The sequence below is a fragment of the Algoriphagus persicinus genome (assembly GCF_035156415.1).
Classification (GTDB): Bacteria; Bacteroidota; Bacteroidia; order Cytophagales; family Cyclobacteriaceae; genus Algoriphagus; species Algoriphagus persicinus.
This window is the reverse complement of record NZ_JAYEEY010000015.1, coordinates 85,599-108,477: the sequence shown is the minus strand read 5'-3', so window position 1 is coordinate 108,477 and position 22,879 is coordinate 85,599. Positions and strand designations below refer to the sequence as shown.

At 40.5% G+C, this 22,879-nt stretch carries 20 protein-coding genes; 5 read left to right on the top strand and 15 right to left on the bottom strand.

Annotated features, from left to right (window positions below; genetic code table 11):
• Positions 1–26 precede the first annotated feature (26 nt).
• A complete protein-coding gene (locus U3A58_RS13230) occupies positions 27–1,256 on the top strand; it encodes a metallophosphoesterase family protein (protein WP_323824003.1) in 1,230 nt (409 codons plus the stop codon).
• The gene (locus U3A58_RS13225; RefSeq protein ID WP_323824001.1) at positions 1,253–4,285 is read left to right on the top strand and encodes an SMC family ATPase; all 3,033 of its coding nucleotides are present in this window, start codon (positions 1,253–1,255) and stop codon (positions 4,283–4,285) included. Before U3A58_RS13230 ends, U3A58_RS13225 begins: the two co-directional genes overlap by 4 nt.
• Before the next feature lie 196 nt (positions 4,286–4,481).
• Here U3A58_RS13225 and U3A58_RS13220 read toward each other — a convergent pair whose 3' ends face one another.
• The 15 genes from U3A58_RS13220 to U3A58_RS13150 form a co-directional block, all read right to left on the bottom strand.
• Positions 4,482–5,678, bottom strand: coding sequence for an ATP-binding protein (locus U3A58_RS13220; protein ID WP_323823999.1), 1,197 nt, complete (start codon positions 5,676–5,678; stop codon positions 4,482–4,484).
• A 210-nt stretch (positions 5,679–5,888) separates the two neighbouring features.
• A complete protein-coding gene (locus U3A58_RS13215) occupies positions 5,889–6,497 on the bottom strand; it encodes an alpha/beta hydrolase (RefSeq protein ID WP_323823997.1) in 609 nt (202 codons plus the stop codon).
• Positions 6,490–7,440 carry a ring-cleaving dioxygenase gene (locus U3A58_RS13210; protein WP_323823995.1) on the bottom strand — a complete coding sequence of 317 codons (951 nt, stop codon included), beginning with the start codon at positions 7,438–7,440 and terminating at the stop codon, positions 6,490–6,492. The genes U3A58_RS13215 and U3A58_RS13210 overlap by 8 nt, the downstream gene beginning before the upstream one ends.
• A gap of 72 nt (positions 7,441–7,512) precedes the next feature.
• Complete coding sequence (locus U3A58_RS13205) at positions 7,513–8,040, bottom strand: YceI family protein (protein WP_323823993.1); 528 nt, start codon at positions 8,038–8,040, stop codon at positions 7,513–7,515.
• Between the two features lie 73 nt (positions 8,041–8,113).
• The gene (locus U3A58_RS13200) at positions 8,114–8,566 is read right to left on the bottom strand and encodes a MarR family winged helix-turn-helix transcriptional regulator (RefSeq protein ID WP_323823991.1); all 453 of its coding nucleotides are present in this window, start codon (positions 8,564–8,566) and stop codon (positions 8,114–8,116) included.
• Positions 8,567–8,704: 138 nt separating this feature from the next.
• On the bottom strand, positions 8,705–9,505 hold the full coding sequence (locus U3A58_RS13195) for an alpha/beta fold hydrolase (RefSeq protein WP_323823989.1): 801 nt from the start codon (positions 9,503–9,505) through the stop codon (positions 8,705–8,707).
• A gap of 76 nt (positions 9,506–9,581) precedes the next feature.
• A complete protein-coding gene (locus tag U3A58_RS13190) occupies positions 9,582–11,171 on the bottom strand; it encodes an amidohydrolase family protein (RefSeq protein WP_323823987.1) in 1,590 nt (529 codons plus the stop codon).
• 132 nt (positions 11,172–11,303) lie between these two features.
• Positions 11,304–12,119, bottom strand: coding sequence for an enoyl-ACP reductase FabI (locus U3A58_RS13185; RefSeq protein ID WP_323823985.1), 816 nt, complete (start codon positions 12,117–12,119; stop codon positions 11,304–11,306).
• A gap of 85 nt (positions 12,120–12,204) precedes the next feature.
• A complete protein-coding gene (recN, locus tag U3A58_RS13180) occupies positions 12,205–13,857 on the bottom strand; it encodes a DNA repair protein RecN (protein WP_323823982.1) in 1,653 nt (550 codons plus the stop codon).
• A gap of 39 nt (positions 13,858–13,896) precedes the next feature.
• Positions 13,897–14,799 (bottom strand): type IX secretion system protein PorD, encoded by a 903-nt coding sequence (gene porD, locus U3A58_RS13175; RefSeq protein WP_323823980.1) that lies wholly within the window; start codon positions 14,797–14,799, stop codon positions 13,897–13,899.
• A gap of 28 nt (positions 14,800–14,827) precedes the next feature.
• A complete protein-coding gene (gene coaBC / locus U3A58_RS13170) occupies positions 14,828–16,036 on the bottom strand; it encodes a bifunctional phosphopantothenoylcysteine decarboxylase/phosphopantothenate--cysteine ligase CoaBC (RefSeq protein WP_323823978.1) in 1,209 nt (402 codons plus the stop codon).
• A 4-nt stretch (positions 16,037–16,040) separates the two neighbouring features.
• Positions 16,041–16,355: a DNA-directed RNA polymerase subunit omega gene (locus tag U3A58_RS13165; protein WP_323823976.1), complete on the bottom strand. Its 315-nt coding sequence runs from the start codon at positions 16,353–16,355 to the stop codon at positions 16,041–16,043.
• Between the two features lie 20 nt (positions 16,356–16,375).
• Positions 16,376–17,284 (bottom strand): outer membrane protein assembly factor BamD, encoded by a 909-nt coding sequence (locus U3A58_RS13160; protein ID WP_323824061.1) that lies wholly within the window; start codon positions 17,282–17,284, stop codon positions 16,376–16,378.
• Positions 17,285–17,351: 67 nt separating this feature from the next.
• A complete protein-coding gene (locus U3A58_RS13155; RefSeq protein WP_323823974.1) occupies positions 17,352–18,068 on the bottom strand; it encodes a T9SS type A sorting domain-containing protein in 717 nt (238 codons plus the stop codon).
• 150 nt (positions 18,069–18,218) lie between these two features.
• The gene (locus tag U3A58_RS13150; RefSeq protein ID WP_323823972.1) at positions 18,219–19,877 is read right to left on the bottom strand and encodes an OstA-like protein; all 1,659 of its coding nucleotides are present in this window, start codon (positions 19,875–19,877) and stop codon (positions 18,219–18,221) included.
• Between the two features lie 48 nt (positions 19,878–19,925).
• On the opposite strand from U3A58_RS13150, the gene tilS reads away from it, so the two are divergent.
• From tilS to mdh, 3 genes are all read left to right on the top strand, one after another.
• A complete protein-coding gene (tilS, locus tag U3A58_RS13145; protein ID WP_323823970.1) occupies positions 19,926–21,245 on the top strand; it encodes a tRNA lysidine(34) synthetase TilS in 1,320 nt (439 codons plus the stop codon).
• Between the two features lie 3 nt (positions 21,246–21,248).
• Positions 21,249–21,764, top strand: coding sequence for a Crp/Fnr family transcriptional regulator (locus U3A58_RS13140; protein WP_323823968.1), 516 nt, complete (start codon positions 21,249–21,251; stop codon positions 21,762–21,764).
• 147 nt (positions 21,765–21,911) lie between these two features.
• Positions 21,912–22,847 carry a malate dehydrogenase gene (mdh, locus tag U3A58_RS13135; protein ID WP_323823966.1) on the top strand — a complete coding sequence of 312 codons (936 nt, stop codon included), beginning with the start codon at positions 21,912–21,914 and terminating at the stop codon, positions 22,845–22,847.
• The last annotated feature ends 32 nt before the right edge of the window (positions 22,848–22,879 follow it).

Genomic DNA, 22,879 nt, shown 5'->3' with positions numbered 1-22,879 from the left:
GTTATTCATTCATTTTTAGACCACACATGATCAAAATCCTCCACACAGCAGATTGGCATTTGGGAAAAAGACTTCAGGAATTCTCTAGACTAGAGGAGCAAAAATTGGTATTGGAAGAAATAAGGACTATTGCTGATCGGGAAAATGTAGATCTGATTTTACTTGTTGGTGATATTTTTGACACTTTCAATCCAAGTCATGAAGCAGTAGAATTACTATACAAATCACTCCGCCGATTAACCAATGGAGGGAAGAGGCCAATTATTGCGATTTCAGGAAATCATGACAGCACGCAGTTTGTAGAAGCTCCAGATCCACTGGCCAGGGAAATGGGCATTTTTTTCTATGGAAAATACGACACCATAATCCCTGTCGGAAAGCTGGACAATGGCATAAAAATAACACAAGCCGATATGGGATTCGTAGAAATGAAACTACCGGAATTTGATTTCCCAATACGAATCATTTTGGCACCCTATGCCAACGAAGTATCCATGAAAACCTACTTAGGGGAAGGAGATCGAGAAGAAGAATTCCGCAATCTAATGGGTACAAATTGGGCCAAAATAGCTGATCAGTATTGTGACGAACAGGGAGTGAATCTCTTTGCAGGGCATTTTTTCTTTATGAAAGAAGGTGAAAAACAGGAGGCTGAACCCGAATCCGAGCGGCCGATTCTTCACGTGGGTGGAACTCAGGCACTTTTCACCCGCAATATCCCTCCACAAATCCAATACGCAGCTTTAGGGCATTTGCACCGCTACCATGCTGTGGGACATGAGCATTGTCCCGTCGTGTATTCCAGTTCTCCTCTCGCTTACTCTTTTAGCGAAGCGGATCAGCAGAAGCAAGTGGTGATCATCGAAGCCGAGCCTTGCAAACCCGTAAATTACAGCCCAATTGGGTTGACCCAAGGAAGGACACTTTTTCGTAAAACTTTCGATAACCTGCCCGACACCTTAGCTTGGTTAGAAGAAAATCCTTATTGCTTTGTAGAATTGACCTATGTCACCGACAATTCTATCGAGGCAGCGACTAGAAAAGCAATTATGAAAGCCCACGATGGCATTGTCAACTTGATCCCCCAGATTAAAAATCCCTTGGGGCGGGATAATCAAAGTTTGCAAGTAGAAGATCTCGGAAAAGACATGGAAAGTCTATTCAAACTGTACTACGAAACTGATAAAGGCCAGAAGCCAAATGAGGAATTACTCACGATTTTCAAAGAAGTCATCAGCCAAAACGAAGAAGCATGATCCCTATTAAACTCGACATTCAGGGATTGTACTCCTATAAAGAGAAGCAGACTATTGAATTTGACAAGCTGACGGCGGCGGGACTGTTTGGGATTTTTGGAGCAGTGGGAAGTGGTAAATCTTCCATTCTGGAGGCTGTCCTTTTGGTACTTTACGGAAGCACAGAGCGTCTTTCTGATCGAGGAGAAAAGAACAGCATGGTCAATCTACAGAGCGATCTATTGCTGTTGAACTTTGAATTCAGCTCAGGAAGAAACAATGCAAAAACCTATCTGGCCCGCTATTCTGCAAAGAGAAATTCTAAGCTATTCGAAGATATCCGGCCTGCCGAACACACTTTCTATGAAAAAGTAGCAGGTAACTGGGAGCCGATTACTGCGAAAGCTGAGGAGATCATCGGTATGAAAAAAGAACACTTCAAGCAGACTGTAATTATCCCGCAGGGAAAATTCCGTGAGTTCATCGATCAGAAACCGATGGATCAGGCGAAGATGATGAAGGAACTTTTCGGTTTGGAGCGATTTGATCTTTCCTACAAAACAGGCATTTTACTAAAATCCGTCAAAGAGCAAAAAATCAGGCTAGAAACTCAATTGCAAGGTTTAGAAGATTCCACAGAGGCCATTCTTGTTGAAAAACTAAGTCAATTTTCCGAGCTAAAAACAAAGTCTGCTGAAGCTTCTGTAAAGCTAAAAAGTGCAGAATCGAACGTTCGCCTACAAGAAAACCTACGAGGTAAAAACCAACAATTACAGAAATTCAGAACTGAGCGGGAAAATCTTTCTATAAAGCGCCCAGAGATAGAAAAGCAGCGCCAGATATATTCTGAATTCATCATTGCTAAAACCTATCTCCGTCCCGTATGGGAACAGGCACGAGATACTAAAGCGGATTTTGAAAAGTATAAAGTAAGCGTGATTGATTGTGAGCGCTTCAAAATTGAGTTTGCCAAGGAAGTAGCGGAGTTGGAAGAACAAGAAGTAGACCTCAAAAAGAAAAATCAGCAAAGACCACAGCGGGAAAGCAAAATCCGGGATTTGAAGAAAGTCATAGAAATTCAAAAACTAGAAACTCAGAGTGAAGTATCGAATGCTACCTTGATTAGTTTACAACCAAACATAGAGAGCAAAAAACAAGCTCAGCAGTCACTGGAAACAAAAATCGCTGAGCTAGAAATTGAAGCCGAAAAGATCAGCGTCACAGACAGTTCTGATTTAGCCCATCTGATCAGTTCATCAAAAGAATGGAAAACTATTGAAAATCAAATATGCAAAATTCAATTTGAAGCCAAAGAAGCAGATCAAGAACTAAATATTTGTAAAGGGAAAATAGAAACGCTAAAAATGTCAATTCCCACTAATGAAGGTTCTTTCGAAACCTGGATTGCTACTCAGAAAACGACTATTCAAGAATTCGAAAAGCAACGGGATCTCTTGTTGCAAAAGCAGGGACTTACCGCCCATGTGCTTTTGCTTCATAATGGAGAGGCTTGTCCACTTTGCGGATCCTTGGAGCATCCAAATCCACTTAAAGGTGATACAGAAAATGGTTTGGAGCAAAAAACAAGTCAAATACGAGATGCAAAGTTACTTCTCGAACACATCCAAGCTTCTAAATCCGCCCACAGTGAATTAGTCTTTCAACTAGGAAACCATCAGAAAAGCCTAAGTTCTAAGAATAATGAAACACAAGATTTGATACAGAATCTTGCTGGAATCAAAGCCAATTTATCGCAACTTGACATACACTCTCACGAGGCTTTGCAGGCGAAAATCCAGACGCAGGAGCAGAGCAATCAGACTCGTGAGCGACTTTCACAAGAAGTGAAATCCTTACGAAAAACTTGGGAAACAGAACGGAAATTTATTGATCAATCAGAAAAGGAGCTTCACCAAGCACAGCTGAAACTGCAATCAGTACTATCCAATATCTCCTCCAAAAAGGAAGAAATCAGAGACATGGCTTTTTGTAAACAGTACTTCCAAAAAAGCACGGAAATGATTCGTTCAACAATTGAGGGGGTAGAATCTGACATTGAAAAAGCAATTCAAGCACTGGATGGAAAACAAAAGCATCTCCGAGAGACACGCAGTAAGAGAGATATTAACCTGGCGGATTTGGAGAATTTCCGAAAGCTTCGCGATCAAAGCTTTGAGAAACTTCAAAAGTTGAATTCTGAATTTGAAGCTTTGAAAATTCAGCATGGATTCACAGACGAAGAGCGGCTGATACGCTTATTCCAACACTCAATGGATGCGGAAAAAGTAGCTCGAGAAATCAATCAGTTTGATCAGGCGCTGGCCATCGCTGAGAATAGAATTCAGGAATTGGAAGCCGAAAAAGGAGTTACTGATTTTCAAGAGCAAGTATTTCAAGAGCTATCTGCATTAGTTGCTGAGTTGAAAATCAAGGCCGAATCTCTTCAAAAACAGATTCACTTGCTCGACAAGGAAATCCAGGAAACAACGACTAAACTAGCAGAAAAGAAGATTCTTCAGGCTGATTTCGCCAAACTGGAAATCAGGGAAAGCTATCTGAAAGAGCTTGACAATATGTTCCGGGGAAGTGGTTTTGTGAAATTTGTGAGCTCGATTTACCTCAAAGAACTCTGCAATACTGCAAATGTCCGTTTTATGAAGCTGTGCAAAAACCAACTTAGTTTGGACATTGATGACAACAACACATTTTGGGTAATTGATTATTTGAATGGCGGTAAAAGGAGATTGCTTAAGACACTTTCTGGAGGACAGACTTTCCAGGCATCACTTTGTCTTGCTCTGGCTCTTGCGGAGAAAGTAAAAGCACTCAATCAGGCAGATCAAAGTTTCTTCTTTATGGATGAGGGATTTGGTGCTTTAGATAAAAATGCGCTGCGCGTAGTTTTCGAAACACTGAAATCACTCCGTCACGAAAATCGAATCGTCGGAATCATCAGTCATGTGGAAGATCTACAACAGGAAATCGGTGTCTTTGCTAATGTAGAACTTGATCCAGAGCGAGGCTCACAGGTGAGCTATTCGTTTCGGTAAATATTTTATGCAATATACTAAGTAAATTTACTCATTATATTGAGTAAATTATTAAAAACACATATTAACTATTGATTATCAATAATTTATAAGATAATTTTTAAGGATAAAAAATGACATAAATTGAGCTGTATCCTTCTTGTTCACAAGATTATTAGCCTTTCAATTTAAAAAAGACAGCCATTAGACTGTCTTTTTAACTGTATAGATCTAGCACATCCATCTGCAAGAACTCCTCCCAAGGAATGCCATCCGAACCGATGACTAGTGACTTTTCTGGATGGTAGGTTTTCGTGAAAGTATTTAGCCCCGCTAATCCCCCTACTCTTGAAGTCTTAACCTCAAGAGCAATCACACGCTTTTTATATTCCACGACGAAGTCAACTTCATCATTTCCTTCTCTCCAATAATAAATATGCAACTTTCTCTCTTTGAAAGCCTGATTTATCAGATGTGCGCCTACTGCAGACTCCACCCATCGTCCCCATGCACGATGATCAGCTTGCAGTGTTTCCATGGTTTCATTAGAAATACCGGACATAATTGCAGTATTATGCACCATGAATTTAGGACTTGATGAGCGCTTCCTTACTAGATTAGGACTATACTTTTCCATTCCACTTAGCAAGCCGGCCTCATTCAATAGCTCCAAATAATTAGCCAGCGTGGTGGTATTTCCTGCATCAGCGAGTTGACCCATAACTTTAGTGAAACTTAAAACTTGCCCCGAATAGGATGATCCAATCTCAAATAACCGCTTCATGAGCGCTGGCTTATCCACACGGGTCAGCATAAGAATATCCTTAGAAATACTGGTTTCCAAGAGCGCATCCCGCACATAATTCTTCCACCGATCTTCGTCTTCTTTTAGGATAATAGCTCCAGGATATCCACCATACCAGATATATTCTTCTGGCGAAAGCCCGAAAGCATCTTTCATCTCTTTATATGACCAATGCCCCAAGTATGTAGATTCGAATCTACCTGCTAGTGATTCGGTTAACCCTTGCTGCAACATCAATCTGGAGGAACCCAACAGTACAACTCGAATATCTCGCTCTTCAGCGGTGTCCTTATCCCATTCAGCTTTGACCTGCTCGCTCCAGTTGTCGATTTTTTGCACTTCATCAATCACCAGAATATAGGGTATCTCAGGAGATGCATGTTGTTTCACCCGCACATTTTCCCATTGCTGGGCTATCCATAGCCTATCAGTCGCCGGAACTGCATCAGCGGCTACCAGCGTATGTGGCCAATTGATATCTTTCATGATCTGTCGAACCAACGTAGTTTTACCTACTTGCCGTGGGCCGTAGATCACCTGGATGGACATTCTAGGCTCATAACTAAGGCGTTTTTGTATTTGATTTTTCTCCAGTCGTTGATAGCTCATCTCTTTACTCTTTATACAATGTAAAATTACTCAATATATTGAGTAATTCTTACTACAAATCATATTTATTTCATAATCAGATATTTACATAATAATTTTTAGAGGATTTTGATAGTAATTTTACGTAAAAAACAGTTTCTTTTTTGGAAGTGGACAAAAAAAAATCCTCTGACAAACTGCCAGAGGATTTTTTGAATTAAGAAAACCTATTTACAATATATTTTCGTTCACCCAATCAATTTCCTCCTTGCGGATGGTGTGATTTGAGTCTTCGAAAATCATCAATTTCATTTTTGCACCCATCCTGCTCAGTAGGGTTCCTGAATCATTTATTCTGGAAAGAGGCACATGAATATCTTTTTCACTACTTCCAATAAAGATTTGAGTGCCTTTAAAATCACCAGAATATTTCTTCTCCTGAATCTCTTCACCAATCAATCCTCCTGTGAAAGCAATAACTCCCCCCAGCTTTTGCCCATGGAGCGCAGCAAACTCAAGACTCAGGCAAGCTCCCTGTGAAAAGCCAATCAGCACTACATCTTCAGCAGAAATACCTGCTTGAGCAATCTGCTTCCATGCTTCCTTTATCTTCTCCAACGATCCTGCTAAAGCAGACTGATTTGCCTCGTCTGGAGCCATAAAGCTATAGGGATACCACGTGCCACCATCAGCCTCGGGTGCTAACAGCGCATAATCATCTAGTTTCAGATACTTCTCTAGCGAAAGAATACTTTCTGCATTTGCACCTCTTCCATGAATCAGAATCGCAGCCTTTTTTGCTTGCGCCAATGGGGTTCCTCCTGTTTTTATCTTAGACATAAGACTCTACATTTAGCTTTACTGGAGTCAAACTTGATTCTAGTTTTTCTCGATTAGGTTCTGCCCAGTCTGGCAATTTGATCAACTCGCCTAAGTGAGCTTCGTCCTCATCAATAGCGAAGCCTGGTTCATCAGTTGCTACTTCGAAAAGAACTCCTCCAGGCTCCCGAAAATAGATGGAAGTGAAGTAATTTCTATCTTTCACTTCCGTCACTTGATATCCACTTTGCATCAAAATCTCCTGAACTTGAAGTTGTGAGGCTGCATTCTCTGTTCTAAAAGCAATGTGGTGCACCGTTCCAGCACTTTGAACGCCTGGATTTCCAGATTTGTCAAGTACGATATCCACAATATCTCCCGGCTTGCCAGCTGTTCCGTAGCGGAATCTGCCATTTTCTTCCCCGATGAAACGATAATCCATGAGCTCAGTGAGCAACTTCTCAGTCAAATCCTTTGATCGTAGATTCAATGTAGCTCCGTAGAAACCTCTAATAGAATGCTCGATTGGCACTTGGCCATAAGACCAGCCAGTTCTATCATCCTCATCGTTCGCTACTAGCTCAATCCCCATGCTGTCATGATCTTCGAACCGGATCAACTTATCACCAAATCGCGTCAGAACATCAGACACGGTAATGCCATATTTTTTCAATCTATCAATCCAAAATTCCAAGGATTCAGAAGGAATCGAGAAAGCAGTGTAAGTAACTTCACCAACTCCCTTTGTTCCCTTTCGGGCACCAGTAAAAGGAAAGGTGGTAAATACAGTGCCTGGCCTTCCAAATTCATCTCCAAAATAGAAGTGATAAACACCCGGTGCGTCGAAATTGATTGTCTTTTTCACCAGTCTCAATCCAAGAATCCCCGTGTAGAAATCGATATTTGCTTGAGGATTACCAGCTATTGCAGTGATGTGATGAATTCCTGTGATCAATGGTTTCATGGTTGAAAGTGAAAATGGTTGAAGAAATTTGTAAACCTCCGAGGCCTTTTAATCCTCGAAGGTTAAAGTTACTTAAGCTTGCTTTACAAGCTGAACATTCAAGAGCAAGCGCACTTGGTCACTAACGACCACGCTTCCTGCTTCGGTCACTGCGGACCAAGAGAGTCCGAAATCCTTCCTGTTGATTTTACCCTCTATTTCAAAACCTGCTTTAGTTTGACCATAAGGATCACTGGCTACTCCGCCGAAATCAACGTCTAATTCCACTTTTTTGGTTGTTTCTCTCATGGTCAAATCACCAATTAGCTTATAATCTCCACCAGAATTATTGAATTTCCCAGAGAAAGTCAATTTAGGATGATTATCTGCGTCAAAGAAATCAGCGGATTTCAAGTGATTGTCTCTATCTTTTTGATTGGTATCGATACTATTGATATCTGCTGAGAAGGAAACTGATGCCCCCTCGAAATCCTCTGTAGCACTTTCAGCCTTACCTTCGAATTCCTTGAAATAACCTGTAACGGTGGAAATTACCAAGTGTTTTACTTTGAAAGATACTTCAGAGTGTGTGGGATCGATAACCCATTTTGTAGTACTCATAATTCTTTTTGTTTAAGTTGAAATTTTATTTGTATTGATATTATTTGTATATACACATATTTAGATAAATTTTTTATCCTCTCATTTTATCCAAAAGCTCATTTAACGTATCGATTTCTTCCAAATTCAGATGGATAAAATTTTTATTTGCCGCCTCGACTTGAGGCCTAAGAGCTTGAAGCAAATCCATTCCCTTTTGGGTAATCAAAATATCTACTTGCCTTCTATCATTTGGGCACTCAGTGCGAATCACAAGTCCCTTGCTCTTTAGCTTTTCCACTAAGCGGCTTGCATTGGACATTTTATTGAGCATTCGTTCTTGAATCGAAGAGACTGTCGTAGGAACATTAGCTTGTCCTTTCAGAATTCTCAAGACGTTATATTGTTCGGGTGAAATATCATGCGGCTTGAATAAACCATTTTGGGCAGTAGTCAAGTAACTCTGGCTGTAAAGAATATTTACTACCAACTTATTGAAAGGATCTTTGAATTCCTTCTGCTGAATCGCATCTTCAATCTTGCCCATTTCTTTGATTATGTATTTAATGTATATACATGTAAATATAACAAAAGGTTTTCAATTCTGAATTCTTTTTTGGAAAAAATAAAAAAGACCTTTTAAAGGTCTTAAGAGCACGCAATGAATAGTGACTTAGTGCTAAAATCAACTTCTCTCTATCAGCCAATCACCAATTAAGCGGTTGATCTCCTTGGGCTTTTCTATGCTACTGCTATGGCCAGCACCCGGTATGCTATGCAATTTCGACTTGGGTATGCCCATTTGGATAAACTTTGCTTTTACCGGTGTGGTGGCGACATCTTCATCTCCCACTATTATCATCGTGGGGCAAGTAATTTTAGACAGTTCATCTTCCACTCCTTTTCTATAAATCACTCCTTCCACTGCCACAGAGATACTTCTCTTATTCGATTTCAATTCTGATTTCCAATAATCAATTTTCTCAGAATTGAGCGAATTTTTGAGCCAGCTTTCTGCGAACATGATTTTCATGACTTTGCTTGATACTATAGGCATTATACCAAACCATTTCACTAGTCCATTAAGGGTTTTGTACTTGGGAAGATTTTCTACAGGCTCAGAATTTGCTGAAGTTTCCATAAGAATCAAGCTTTTAATCAGTTGTGGAAATCTGGACGCCAACCTCAGCCCTATAAAGCCACCCATCGAAAGGCCAGCAAAATGTACTGGACCATCACATAATCGTTTGATCAATTCCGCTGCATCCTGAGAAAGTGTATCCATATCAAATGGGCCAGTCACTTCACTTTGGCCTTGACCTCTATGATCATATGCAATCACTCGAAATCTCGATTGAAGGAATTCGATTTGATCTCTAAACATCTTATGACTCCAAAGCAAGCCATGTGAAAAAACGATCGTTTCCTCCCCAATTCCTTGATCCGTGTAGAAAATATCAACTCCGTTTACATTGATTTGGGGCATGATGATTTATATTTTCGAGTTATTAACCAATAGCAAATATTGACTGCGACCACTCTTTTCCAAATTCAATTTCTGTTTACCAATCCAATCCCGGCTGCGTGATTGTAAAGCCTTCTTTCTCTTTTTGCTTATCTACAATCGCTTTTACATCTCCCAACAACTTTTTAGCATCATAAACAATTCCGTCCTTGACGGTGTACTTTACGCCACCTACTCGTATTGGTTTATTATTTTCATCGATTCTGACCGCTCCTGTTCCGTAGAGAACCTTTAGGTTTTGCAATGGATTCTCTTCCAGAATCACAAAATCAGCCAACTTTCCTACCTCTACTGAGCCTATTTCTTTGTCCATTCCGAGTAATTCAGCCCCATAGAGTGTTGCTGAACGAAGTACTTCCAGCGGATGAAAACCTGCTTCTCTCAGCAATTCCAATTCACGGATATAAGCAAATCCGTAGAGTTGATAGATAAAACCTGAATCTGAGCCCGCCGTCACTCTCCCTCCTCTGTTCTTGTATTCGTTCACAAAAGTCATCCAAAGTCTATAGTTTTCCTTCCACAAAACTTCCTCCTCGGTAGTCCAGTCAAACCAATAGGAGCCATGTGACTGCCTATTTGGAGCATAGAACCTCCAGAGCGAAGGAAGCGTATAGACTTCATGCCACTCAGCTGTACGAGCCCTCATCATGTCCCGATTTGCTTCATAAATATTAAAGGTAGGATCAAGAGTGAAATCCAATTCAAGCAATTCATTCATCACTTTATTCCAATGATCTGATCCCGGTTGCGCAGCTTGCCTCCAAAGTTTGCCTGCCTCGGCAAATCGATGCTGCTCATTTTGATAATTGTAATCTAATCTGAAATCCTGAATGGTACGATTCTCAAACAAGGCCTCCGGCAGACCATACCAATGCTCCATAGAAGTCAATCCAGCCCTTGCAGAATTCATTACATTCCAACGCGCCACATCCAACTGCTGATGATGCATCGCTGAGCGAAGCCCAATTCTATTATTTTCCGATAGTGCAGCTTCCATCACTTCGGGGTTGGCTCCAAAAAATTTGATTCCATCAGCGCCATTTTTCGCATTTTCCTTTACCCATGCTTTTGCTTGCTCAGCTGTAGTAATTGGAACTTTTGCTCCCTGCCCAAAACTGGTATAAGCAAGTATCCTCGGCGCGGTAATATCATTAGCAGCTGATTTTTTCTTTTGATCCAGCACCCAGTCCAGTCCATTCCCGGCAGAAGGATCGCGAATAGTGGTGATTCCATGGGCCATCCAAAGTTTAAATACATATTCAGCCGGAGTGCCCTGACCTCTTCCGCCGATGTGTCCGTGAGAATCTACAAATCCGGGAAGCAGATAGTGCCCTTCCAATTCATAAACTTTATCGTCTGGGCCTGCTTTTGGTCTGCGCTCTTCATTGGTAGGTATCCCAGGATAACCGACCACCTGAATTTGAGCGATCCTATTTTTCTCCACGACAATATCTACTGGTCCTACAGGAGGCGCCCCAGTACCGTCAATCAGGATTACTCCTCTCAAAATCAACCGACCATATTGCCCATCTCCTTCGCCTCTGTCAGGAGCAGATTCTATTTGTGAAAAAGAGGAGAAGGAATGAAATAAACCAAAAATAGCTAGGAGTAAAAATCTTTTTGTCATAGGGGATGGTCTTATTCAGCCCAATAAGTTAAGTGAAAATGTATCAACAAAAAATCAAGTACAGATAAAACTGCAGGCACAAAAAAGCCCTAAGGAATTACCAGAGGGCTTTTTGAGAATTGTTGGTAGTTTTTATAAGTCCTTAAACTTCTCCATGATGTCTTCAGAAATTCCAGTAAAGGAATATCCACCATCATGAAATAGGTTTTGCATAGTAACTAATCTGGTGTAATCAGAGAACATCGTTACGATATATTCTGCGCAGGCTTCTGCTGAAGCATTTCCCAAAGGAGAAAGGGATTCTGCAAAATTGTAAAACGAATCAAATCCTCCAATTCCAGTTCCTGCCGTTGTCTTAGTAGGCGACTGAGAAATTGTGTTCACTCTTACTTTTTTCAATTTTCCAAATCTATAGCCATATCCACGGGCGATGCTCTCTAGCAAAGCTTTGGCATCAGCCATATCTGTGTAGAAAGGGAAAACTTTCTGTGCGGCTATATAAGACAGCCCTACGATGGATCCCCACTCGTTCATCACATCCTGCTTCTCCGCTACCTGCATCATCTTGTGAAAAGAGACAGCAGACACATCGTATGACTTCATAGCCCAATCATAGTTCAGATCGCCATAAGACCTTCCTTTTCTGATATTTGGAGACATTCCTATAGAGTGTAAAAGAAAATCAAAATTACCTCCAAGATACTCTTTAGCTTCTGTGTAAAGTTTTTCGATATCTTCTGTACTCGTAGCATCCGCAGGAATCACGATAGTATCACATTCCTTTGCAAGGTCATTGATGGCACCCATACGCATGGCGATTGGAGCATTTGTCAATACAAATCTTGCTCCTTGCTCTTTCGCTTTAAGCGCTGTTTTCCATGCAATTGAGTTCTCATCGAGAGCACCGGTAATGATTCCAAGTTTTCCTTTTAGCAAATTATCTGGCATATAGCTAGGGGGTTATTTTCAAAAATGTTGCCCAAAAATAGGAAAAAATAATCATTCAAGCCCCGAAAATGCTGTAAGGCAAGAATTACCGGCGCAGCAACTCCTTTGCACTTTCTATTGCCGAAGCAGATGGAGACGCTCCCGCGATCATTTTTGCAAGCTCCAGAACCCGTTCATCTTGATCAAGTAACTTGATTTTGCTGACAGTTTTCTCAGAAGAATTATCTTTGAAAACATAATAATGAAGGTCGCCCTGTCCTGCCACCTGAGGCAAATGCGTAATGCAGATCACTTGGTGTTTTTTAGAAATATCCTGCATCATCCCGACCATCTTCAAGGCTACTTCCCCGGAAATACCTGTATCTATCTCGTCAAAAATCAAGGTAGGCATCGCCATTTTATCTGCCATCAAGTATTTAATAGCGAAAAGTAATCTGGAAAACTCACCTCCTGAAGCCACTTTTTTCAATGGCTGTGGAGAAGATCCCTTATTTGCAGAAAACAGCAATTCTATTTCATCCATTCCATTAGCAGAAGGCTCAATTGATTTATGCTCCATTACAACTTTGGAATTCTCCATTCCCAGTCCAGCCAGTAGCTCTTCCAGAGAACTTTGGAAGTTCTTAAAACTCCCTTGTCTTTTTTTGTGAAGGACTTTTCCCGAATCAAGAACTTGTAGCTTACTATCTTCCAATTCTAGCTTTGCCTGTGCTAGCGTTTCGTCCAGATTCTGAACCTGAAACACTTTATCTACCAGCTCTCTTTCCAGCTCCATCAACTCTTCCACAGAGGCCACGCCATGCTTTTTCTGCAGTTGATATATCTTACTCAGTCTATCTCTGATTTCGTCCAGTTTCTCAAAATCAACCTCTACTCGACTATCTTCATCACCAAGCGTCTCTTCTATATCTTTCAATTCAATATTTACCGCTTGAAACCTCTCCTTCAATGCACCAAAAACATGTGCCAAACGCTCTAAAGACTGCATTCCATGCTGTACTTGAGACATTCCTTGTATGATTCCGAACTGCTCATCCTGAAAAAGATTTAGCATTTCATTGATCTTTAACTTGATCTCTTCTGCATTCTCAAGAATTTCCTGAGTGGATTCCAGCTCAGCTTGCTCGTTCTCCTTTAATCCTAATACGCTTAATTCTTCCAGTTGAAATTGATTAAAATCAGCCTCCTTTTGCAATTCAATAGCTTTTTCACTGAGTTCTGTGTATGCCTTTTGTGCTTTTTGAAAAACTTTATAATCAGTTCTGTATTTTTTAACTTCTTCCTGTGTCTGTGCAAATGCATCTATTAAGCTCAATTGATAGCTTCCTTCCCCGAGCTGAAGTGTATCATGCTGGGAATGTACATCCATCAAATAGCTTCCCAACGTTTTTAAAGCATCCAAAAGTACAGGCGTATCATTTACAAACGAACGGGATTTCCCTGCCGGGCTGATCTCTCTCCGTATAATACAGGTAGGTTCGTAATCTAGCTCTGCCCGATCAAAGAAATCTTTTATGCCATAATTAGCTACATCAAACACGCCTTCTATGACGCACTTCTTGTCCTCATGAAGCAATACTTTCGTGTCAGATCTATTCCCAAGCAGCAAGCCGACAGCCCCAAGCATAATGGATTTCCCCGCACCAGTTTCGCCGGTAATCATACTGAGTGCTGGACTAGGCTGCATGTGCAGTTGGTCAATCAGAGCATAATTAGAAATGCTAAGAGATTTGAGCATGGGTCATGAGTTCGTTTGAGCAAAACTAAAAAATCGAGCTTAGCTTTTCAGCAGCTCATTGTACTTTCTCGCATTATTAGGATCCACTTCCAAAAGAAGTTCGACTATTTCTGTCCGAATCTCAAGCGAAGCATTTTTCATAATTGAAGCAATCTCATCACTTTTGGCATCCATAAAGGAGATCGTAAATATTCCATTTGGTTGAGTTTTATTGGCTTCTGCTACTATCCTGATTGCTTCTAGCATATTACCATATGCTTCTTCGGGACGAATCTGAAGAATATCCAAGCCTTGACGATGATATAGATAATAGGCATCACGAATCACCGAAAAGACCGAGGAAGTATAAATGTCATTATTTAAGGCATAGCGATTTCGTCGATCAGAGGTACTTTGCCCCCATCCAGCTCTCCCTGATTGCTGTGCGTTATTTACGATGTCATTTGCTGCTGCAAAGAATTCGCTTCCTCCCCGACTCTCGAACGTATCATAATCTAAGCCTAATGCGATCTGAGCATAGAATGCCAGCAAAGAGCTTATATTATTCAAATAAGTAAACCTATTGAACTCAAGAGGTTGGGATTCTATGTAATCAAAATTCCAATTCCTATCAGCAAAATTAAAAACTAAACTTTCGTAATTAGTACCATAAACAGGTCTAACAGTCTGGATCTGCACAGTGGCATTATAAGTCCCTACTTGTGGAACATCATTGATCGTAATAAGTAGATTCCCTTTTATCCTTTCCTCAGGGCGAAATTCATCCGTGGTCCAGGATCTGCCATTGAGAAACTGTTCGAAGCTGGTCTTCATCTGTCTAAACACATCGGTATTCTGGATTCTTGCGCGATCACTGTTGATAATCACTGTAAAATTCAGCTCTTGAGAAAAGCCAATGAGGGAATAGGAAAAGAAGATGAGAAGGAAAATTCCTTTTTTCATAGACTTAAAAATACGGAAATATAAAGGCTCAAACCCAAACAGGGATATTTTTGATTTGATCTAGTATTAGATCTGCAATTTGATTTTTTGGAGCAACCTCCGATCGTACGGACATTCCAGATTTATGAAAAATGTGAACTTTATTGGTGTCCACCTGAAAACCAGCACCATGATCCTTCATTGAATTGAGGACAATCATGTCAAAATTCTTCTTTGAAAGCTTGCGCTGGGCATTTTCTACCTCCTTCTCCGTCTCCAGGGCAAAGCCAATATGTATTTGATTTTGCTTTTTCATAGCTCCCAATTTTGCTGCGATATCTACATTCTTCACCAAATTTATGGAGAGTTTGGCATCACTTTTTTTAATTTTCTGAGGAGAGACATCCGCTGGAGCATAGTCTGCTACCGCTGCCGCGAAAACACAAATATCCATTTGATCATGGAATTCAACAGCAGTCTGAAACATTTCTTTAGCGGATCTCACATCCTCCCATCGAAAACTATCCTTATCCACTTTCAATGAAATAGGTCCAGAAACTACAAAAACTTCGGCTCCTCTGAAAAGAAAAGCATTTGCCAATGCAAGTCCCATTTTCCCGCTTGAATGATTGCTGATATATCTCACCGGATCAAGTGCCTCTTGCGTCGGCCCCATAGTGATCAATACCTTCTTTCCAGTGAAATCAGAGTTGTTAGCAAAAAAATCTTCAATCATTGATAAAATATGCTCTGGCTCCAGCATCCGACCTTGACCAGATAATCCACTTGCCAATTCTCCTGATTCTGGATCAAGGACTATATTCCCAAAGGACTTCAATTTTAGAATGTTTGCTTGTACCGCAGGATGCTGATACATATCTAGATCCATCGCTGGAGCTACCATCACAGGGCATCTTGCAGACAAATAGGCAGCAGTAAGGAGATTGTCACAGATACCAATGGCAAATTTCCCAAGGGTATTAGCACTGATGGGTGCAACTAAAAATAAATCCGCCCAAAGTCCAAGATCCACATGATTGTTCCAAACACCCGTTTCACCCGTTTGAAATTGGCTTAGAACAGGTCGCTTGGAAAGTGTAGCTAAGGTGAGCGGGGTAATAAAGTCAAAAGCAGAAGTGCTCATAATTACTTGCACTTCTGCTCCTGCTTTAATTAATAATCGAACAAGAAAAGCTGACTTGTAAGCAGCAATGCTACCCGTTACGCCTAATATGATTTTCTTACCCTTTAGGCGCATAGCATTATTCTCCTGTAGGTTCCTCTGGAAATCTGCTGTACACTTTACCTTCCAGGAATTCTTCCAAAGCTAAGGAGCTTGGCTTTGGCATTCTTTCGTAGAACTTGGAGATTTCGATTTGCTCTTTGTTTTCAAATACTTCTTCCAAATTATCAACAGTAGAAGCAAATTCTGAAAGCTTGATATTTAACTCCTCCTTCAAGGTGTTAGAGATTTGCTTTGCTCTCTGCCCTACTACATGAAGCGACTCATAGATATTTCCTGTCTTATCAGCGATTTTATCAAGATCTCTTGTAATGATGGATGGATTAACTGCCATATTCTTATTTGATTATAGTTCTATTTAATTTCTACTTTTTCTAAGGGCTTGCTCTCTACTTCTTTGGCTTTCTGCTCAGCTAATCTGGCTGCATATTCCTTTTGAAGCTCTGCATGCGACTCCAACTCTTCTTTTGCTTTGGCTTCAATTTCTTTAACTTTTCCGGTATAAACACTGGATGGATACCTACGATAAAAAGTAGCGGCAAAGTTCAGCGCATCTTTCAATCGTTCTTCTTTTTTCAGAAATGCACTATTCTCGGCGTAGCCAGTACTCACTTCCACAAGCTTATAAGCAAGTTCTTCGTTATGCTCACTGTCTGGGAAATCCTTTGCAAAGTTCTGAAAGTTAATAATACTCGCTCTGTAGTATTCTCCAGGGTACAGGCCTTCTATTAGCCTGTAATACATCGAGGATTCCATATAAGCCTTCTGTTCAAACCTACCTTGCAAATCAACTAGCATTTCCATTGCCCGCTCGTAGCTTGCAGAAGCAGGGAATTTGGTCACAAACTGCTGAATCGCGGCTACAGCTTCTTGGGAACTTTGTTGATCAAGATTGGCGTCTGGGGCATCTAAGTACAGAGAATATGCATTCATAAATAATGCTTCTTCTGCCAATGGGCTCCTATTATATGTTCGATAGAAATTGCTGAAATAGCCAGCAGCTTCGATATATCTCTTAGTCTTGAAATGGCAGTTGGCATAATTATAATCAGCCAACTCAGCCTTTTCACTTCCTCTGATTACTGGTAAAACCTTGTCATAAAGGATGATAGCTTTATTATATTCTCCTTCTTGGTAATACTTATTTGCACCGGCATAGAGCTCCTCCCAATTCGTGCTTTTCTCAAGCTTGTTGAATGGACCACAGGAACTTGCAGCAAGTATAATAATCAGAAATAGAATGGATTGTACGCGCATGTTCATTTTCAAGACCGCAAATATACGGGTTAATTATTCGGATTCAAATGGATGATTGCTGGATAGTCAAGTCTTACTTCTTGACAACGAGCTTCTTGGTCACAATATTCTTATTGTCCAAGAAAAGGGTGTAGAAATAAATCCCAGGGTTGAAATCAGAAACATTAATAGCCAGCGTGTTTCTTTCAGGATCAAGTTCAAAATCCGCTATTGGATTCCCAATGAAGCTATTTATTGCAATTCTAGCCTTAACAGACTGATTTTTGATAAAATAATCAAACTGAGCTATTCTCACGCTAGGGTTTGGATAGACGTCGCTTAGTACAATATCCTTGTAGTCAAATTCATTAACTTTATTTGCTGGATCATCTACTTCATACCTTGCTTCAACGACGAAAAGGTCTCTCAAATTGTTTTCGTTTACAAATGACAAATCAAAAGACCCTCTTGTTTCGGCTATTCCCATATCAAAAACCAGATACAAATCTGTCAATATCTCACCTGGCTCCAAAATCAATTTAATTTTCGCAAGATCCTTTTTGGGATCGTAACACTGATCTCCAATACAAATTTTTACGCGTTGGGATGACCCGATGTTTCCACGAAGACTTTTAAGTAGATACGTTTTGACTTGGTTGGTTTCGTTTTGAATGATTACTGTTTTGCGTTGGGTTGATCCCAAGTCGCCTCGAAACTCTATCCCGTCACTCAGCACACGCACTTGTTGGGCTTCCGAAAATACGGGAACCAACAGCCAAAGCCATGTAAAAAATATGAGTAATTGTTTCATGTAGAGTTTTAATCGATACGCTGCTTGTGTTGTAACTGTATTCAATATACGGACAAAATTAAGCCAATGGCTATGTATTCAGAGAAAAAAGCGGTTAAAATCTGTTAACCCTAATAAAATTTTTTCTCTAGTCCCTCGTTGGCAATTACGCTAATTATCCAATATTGGCAATGGAATGTTTTTTTCTGGTTTCCAACCGCTTTTTTCTAGTGACTTTAAGATTTCTTCATCCGTAGGCAGAACCAATTCAACTTCAGGAGAATTAAATAAATTTTCTGCATCTGGGTCGATTTCTTCAGGCTTTCTCCAAGAATTGATATCATCCATTGTGGGTTTTTCTTCAAATCTCCAACTAAATCCCTCTAGCCTGGAATTTTCTTCATTGATGAGTTGAAAGGGAGTGAACTTCCCATCAGGCTTTATACCATAAGTGACGCGTTGAATCACACCATCTTTAAATCTGAGTTTGATATTGGCACTTAGCGTTTTATTGATTCCTTGTGAGATTGTATCTGCCTGTAGAGCAAAGTACAGCGATTCTCCATTGCCGTCTATGTCGATCTTGTCCATTTGACCATCTACAAAATAGCCAACCATAGTTCTGCCCTTCATTTGATTGAAGTTCTTTATTGTATCCTGCGTGATCACAAAAACTTTATCCTTCATAAAGACGCGATCCAGTTCCTCATTAGCAATATAAAAAACCATGCTATCGGCTGTAATCTGACTTTTTTGATTCCACATTACCGGGTCTTTGTAAAGCTGAATAGACGAATCCGAATAATTATAAACCAATGAATCCGCCACACCAGACATGTCTGTTTTCACCAACATCACCTTACGAAATGCCAACAAATATTTCATAGAATCCACTTCACCGTCTTGTGAAATCAAAGAGTCAGAAGCCATATAAAGTGTGTCTTTTTCGAAATACCTTCTTACCAAAGCATTTCCATGCACTAAACTATATTTTCGCTCATCCCAATACTCTCCAGCATCTCCAAAGACCTCTACTTGCCTCTCCTTATTGAGCACACTTACATTTTCTTTTCCTTCGTAGTAGGCATCCAACTCACTATAATACAATTCCTTTGCTTTAATTCTACTCGTTTCTGTCTCTACCACTCCATCATAAAACCTAAATTTTTTCGCCTGAGTATCATAAAAACTGCCGTTGGTCGCATCGAGGGTATTTCCATCTTTAGAGATCAGATTCGTCAGACCTTTTGTCTCCGCTGTCTTGGGAATGGTCAGGTAAACCAAGTCATTGGTTTTCATAGTATAGTCCGGATTGACTAGTACCACATTATTTTTAAAGGTGATTCTCTCTCTTTTCACTACATAGGTACCCCGCTCACTCGTAAGGACATTAACTGAATCGACTACTTTTCCACCATTGAAATAGTTTGCAATATTGCCCGCACGGTCATAATCCAAGTATTCTGTGGTAAGGGTAGTTTTATCATTTATTAAAACTACCCGATTTCTAAGTTTGGCAAGTTTGGTGTTACCATCATACTCCGCATAGGCGGAGGTAGTCTCCACAGGATCTTCCTGATCCACTATTCTTACATTACCAAAAAGTCTAGCCTTATTTTCTTCTCTAAAAAAATGGGCCGAATCACAATAAATCAAAGATTTTTGATGCCTCATTTGTACAGAACCCACCAACCTAAGCATTCCTGTTGTTCCAATCAAATCATCAGCATTATTGATCTCTAACTTGGATGTTTCTTGAGCTTGACTCGAAAATGATACGACCCAAAAAGTCAGTAGAAAGAAATGAATACGAAATAAGGATAAAGTCATAGCTGCACGAATGTGGGTAAAATTAGTAGAAAATGATATTTTTGATCAATGGTTGAAGCTTTTATCCGGCATATCCGGAACAAAACAATTTTAGACCCCTCCAAAACCTACCTATTGGCAAGCAGTGGCGGAATGGACAGCATGTGCTTAGGCAATCTTCTTACCAAGGCGCAAATTCCCTTTGAGGTAGCGCATGTCAATTTCCAATTACGGGGGGAAGACAGCGATCAAGACGAAGAGTTTCTTAGAAAATGGGCAAAAACCGTAGGCAAAACTTTCCATGTTCACCATGCCAAAACCAACATGTTCGCAGCAGAGAGAAATATCTCTACGCAAATGGCTGCCCGGGAGATTCGTTATGATTGGTTTGAAAAAATAAGGTCCGAAAGAAATTTAGCTGGAATTATAATAGCACATCACCTAGATGATCAGATTGAAACCATTTTTCTGAATCTTATCAGAGGCACTGGCATAGAAGGGATTTATGGAATGGCAGAACGAAGAGGCTGGCTGATTCGCCCTATGCTCCCTTTTGAAAGGAAGGACATTCAAAGTTATGTGCTCACAAATCAGATCCAATGGCGAGAAGATAGTACTAATGAAAAGACAGATTACAAACGGAATAAGCTCCGACACCTCAGCTTACCAGCACTTTACGAGGTAGCCGATGATGCTAAATCAAACCTACTTAACAGCTTCGCCAGACTAAAAGACACGGGAAAGGCTTTCACCACACTATTCGAAAACTGGAAAAACGAAAAAATCAAAGAATCAGACGGTATGCAAATCCTTTCTTCCACTGATATTCTGAGAACCACTGGAGCGGCATCCCTTCTGTACTTCTGGCTTCGTCCCTATGGCTTCAATTCTGATCAGGCTCAAGACATGTTGGAAAGCTGCCAGTCGGGCGATTCTGGAAAGCTATTCGAAAGCCCAAGTCATTTGCTCAATCTAGACCGTGATCAGTTAATCTTGGCTCCTATACCGCGTGAATTTGCGTCGATCTCGATTTCTGAAAGTGATATTGAGTTTCTTTTACCAGAAGGAACGTATGAAATTTTCAAAATTGAAGGCAAGGAAGCCCTAGACAAAACCCGTCAAAACGCTATGCTAGATTTGGAACGGCTTCGTTTCCCTTTGGAAATCCGGACTTGGCAAGAAGGTGACAGGTTTATTCCGCTTGGGATGAAAAATGCCAAAAAAATATCTGACTTTTTGATAGATTTGAAAGTACCTGTGGTAAAGAAACAAACAGTGAAAGTCTTACTTTCAGAAGGGCAAATAGCCTGGGTTATTGGCTTTAGAATCGCTAATTGGGCAAAATCAACAGCAGCCACCAGGAAATTACTTTATTTAAAAAAGCGATAAGCAATGCACAATCCATTTTCCAAAACATACACCGAACTGGAGGCACAAATGTTCAGTTTTCTTGGGCAGATCAAGTTCTTTGAGCGCCTGAAGGATAAAGAAATGGCTCGTTTTATCCCTGCAATGCATCACCGAAAATATGTGAAAGATGAGGTGGTATTCTTCAGCAAAGACCCAAGCCAAGCACTTTACCTAGTCAAAAATGGAGAAATCAGCCTAACTATTGACATCAAAGACAATTTCGAAACAATACTGGAGGTCAAAAGAGGTGAAGCCTTTGGAGAAAACTCCTTACTCGAAAATGCAAAGAGAACTTACACCGCGCTAATTGTTTCTGACGAGGCCGAATTGATTGTAATTCCTCACTTTGCAATTCAGGAGATTTTTGATAGCAACCCGAAGATCAAGGCAAAAATGATGACCTCTCTCACAGAATACTACAACCTGAACAACCAGCGACTTTTCCGGTCTTATAGGGAATCATTCGGCTTCTTCAGCCTCCGTCAAATGTTTGAATAAGCTCATTCAACTAGCCTATCTCATATTTATCAAAAAATCTTAATTACTTCCAAACTATTCAGAGGTCTGTTTCGAATCCTAGGCATAGTTTAATAACTTAGCGCCGCTTTTAAACGCAACATATTCATATAATAATCTATATATCTAATGAGCAAAGTAACCGTAGTAGGAGCTGGTAACGTGGGCGCAACTTGCGCTGATGTATTGGCTTATCGCGAAATCGCTGAGGAAATCGTATTAATTGACATCAAAGAAGGGGTAGCTGAAGGCAAGGCACTTGATATCTTCCAGAAGGCACCTATCAACCAATACGATAGCCGAACCACAGGCAGCACCAATGATTATAGCAAAACTGCTAATTCAGACGTAGTGGTGATCACTTCAGGACTACCTCGTAAGCCAGGTATGACTCGTGATGACCTGATCGAAACCAACGCCGGCATCGTGAAGTCTGTGACTGAGAATGTAATCAAGCACTCTCCTAATGCGATCATCATCGTGGTCTCCAATCCACTAGATGTGATGACTTACCAGGCACACATCACGGCTGGTATTTCTAGAAATAAAGTAATAGGTATGGCCGGCATCTTGGATACGGCTCGCTACAGAGCTTTCCTTGCTGAGGAATTGAACATATCTCCAAAAGAAATCCAGGCAATCCTCATGGGGGGGCATGGTGATACCATGGTTCCTCTTCCACGCTATACTACAGTGGCTGGTATCCCGGTGACTGAATTGGTAGCAAAAGATAAACTTGATGCAATCATCGAAAGAACAAAGTTCGGCGGTGGAGAGCTAGTGAAGCTAATGGGTACTTCTGCCTGGTATGCTCCAGGAGCTGCAGCTGCGCAAATGGTAGAGGCAATCTTGAAAAATCAAAGAAGAGTATTCCCGGTTTGTATCAAACTGGAAGGTGAATACGGAATCGACGATTGCTACCTTGGTGTACCAGTCATTCTTGGTAAAAATGGTGTTGAGAAAGTATTGGAACTTGACCTAAATGGGGAAGAGAAAGCACTTCTTGAGACTTCTAGAGGCCACGTGAAAGAAGTAATGGAAGTATTGAATAAGCTAGGTAAGTAAGCCTAGTACATTTACATCAGACCTGAGATTCT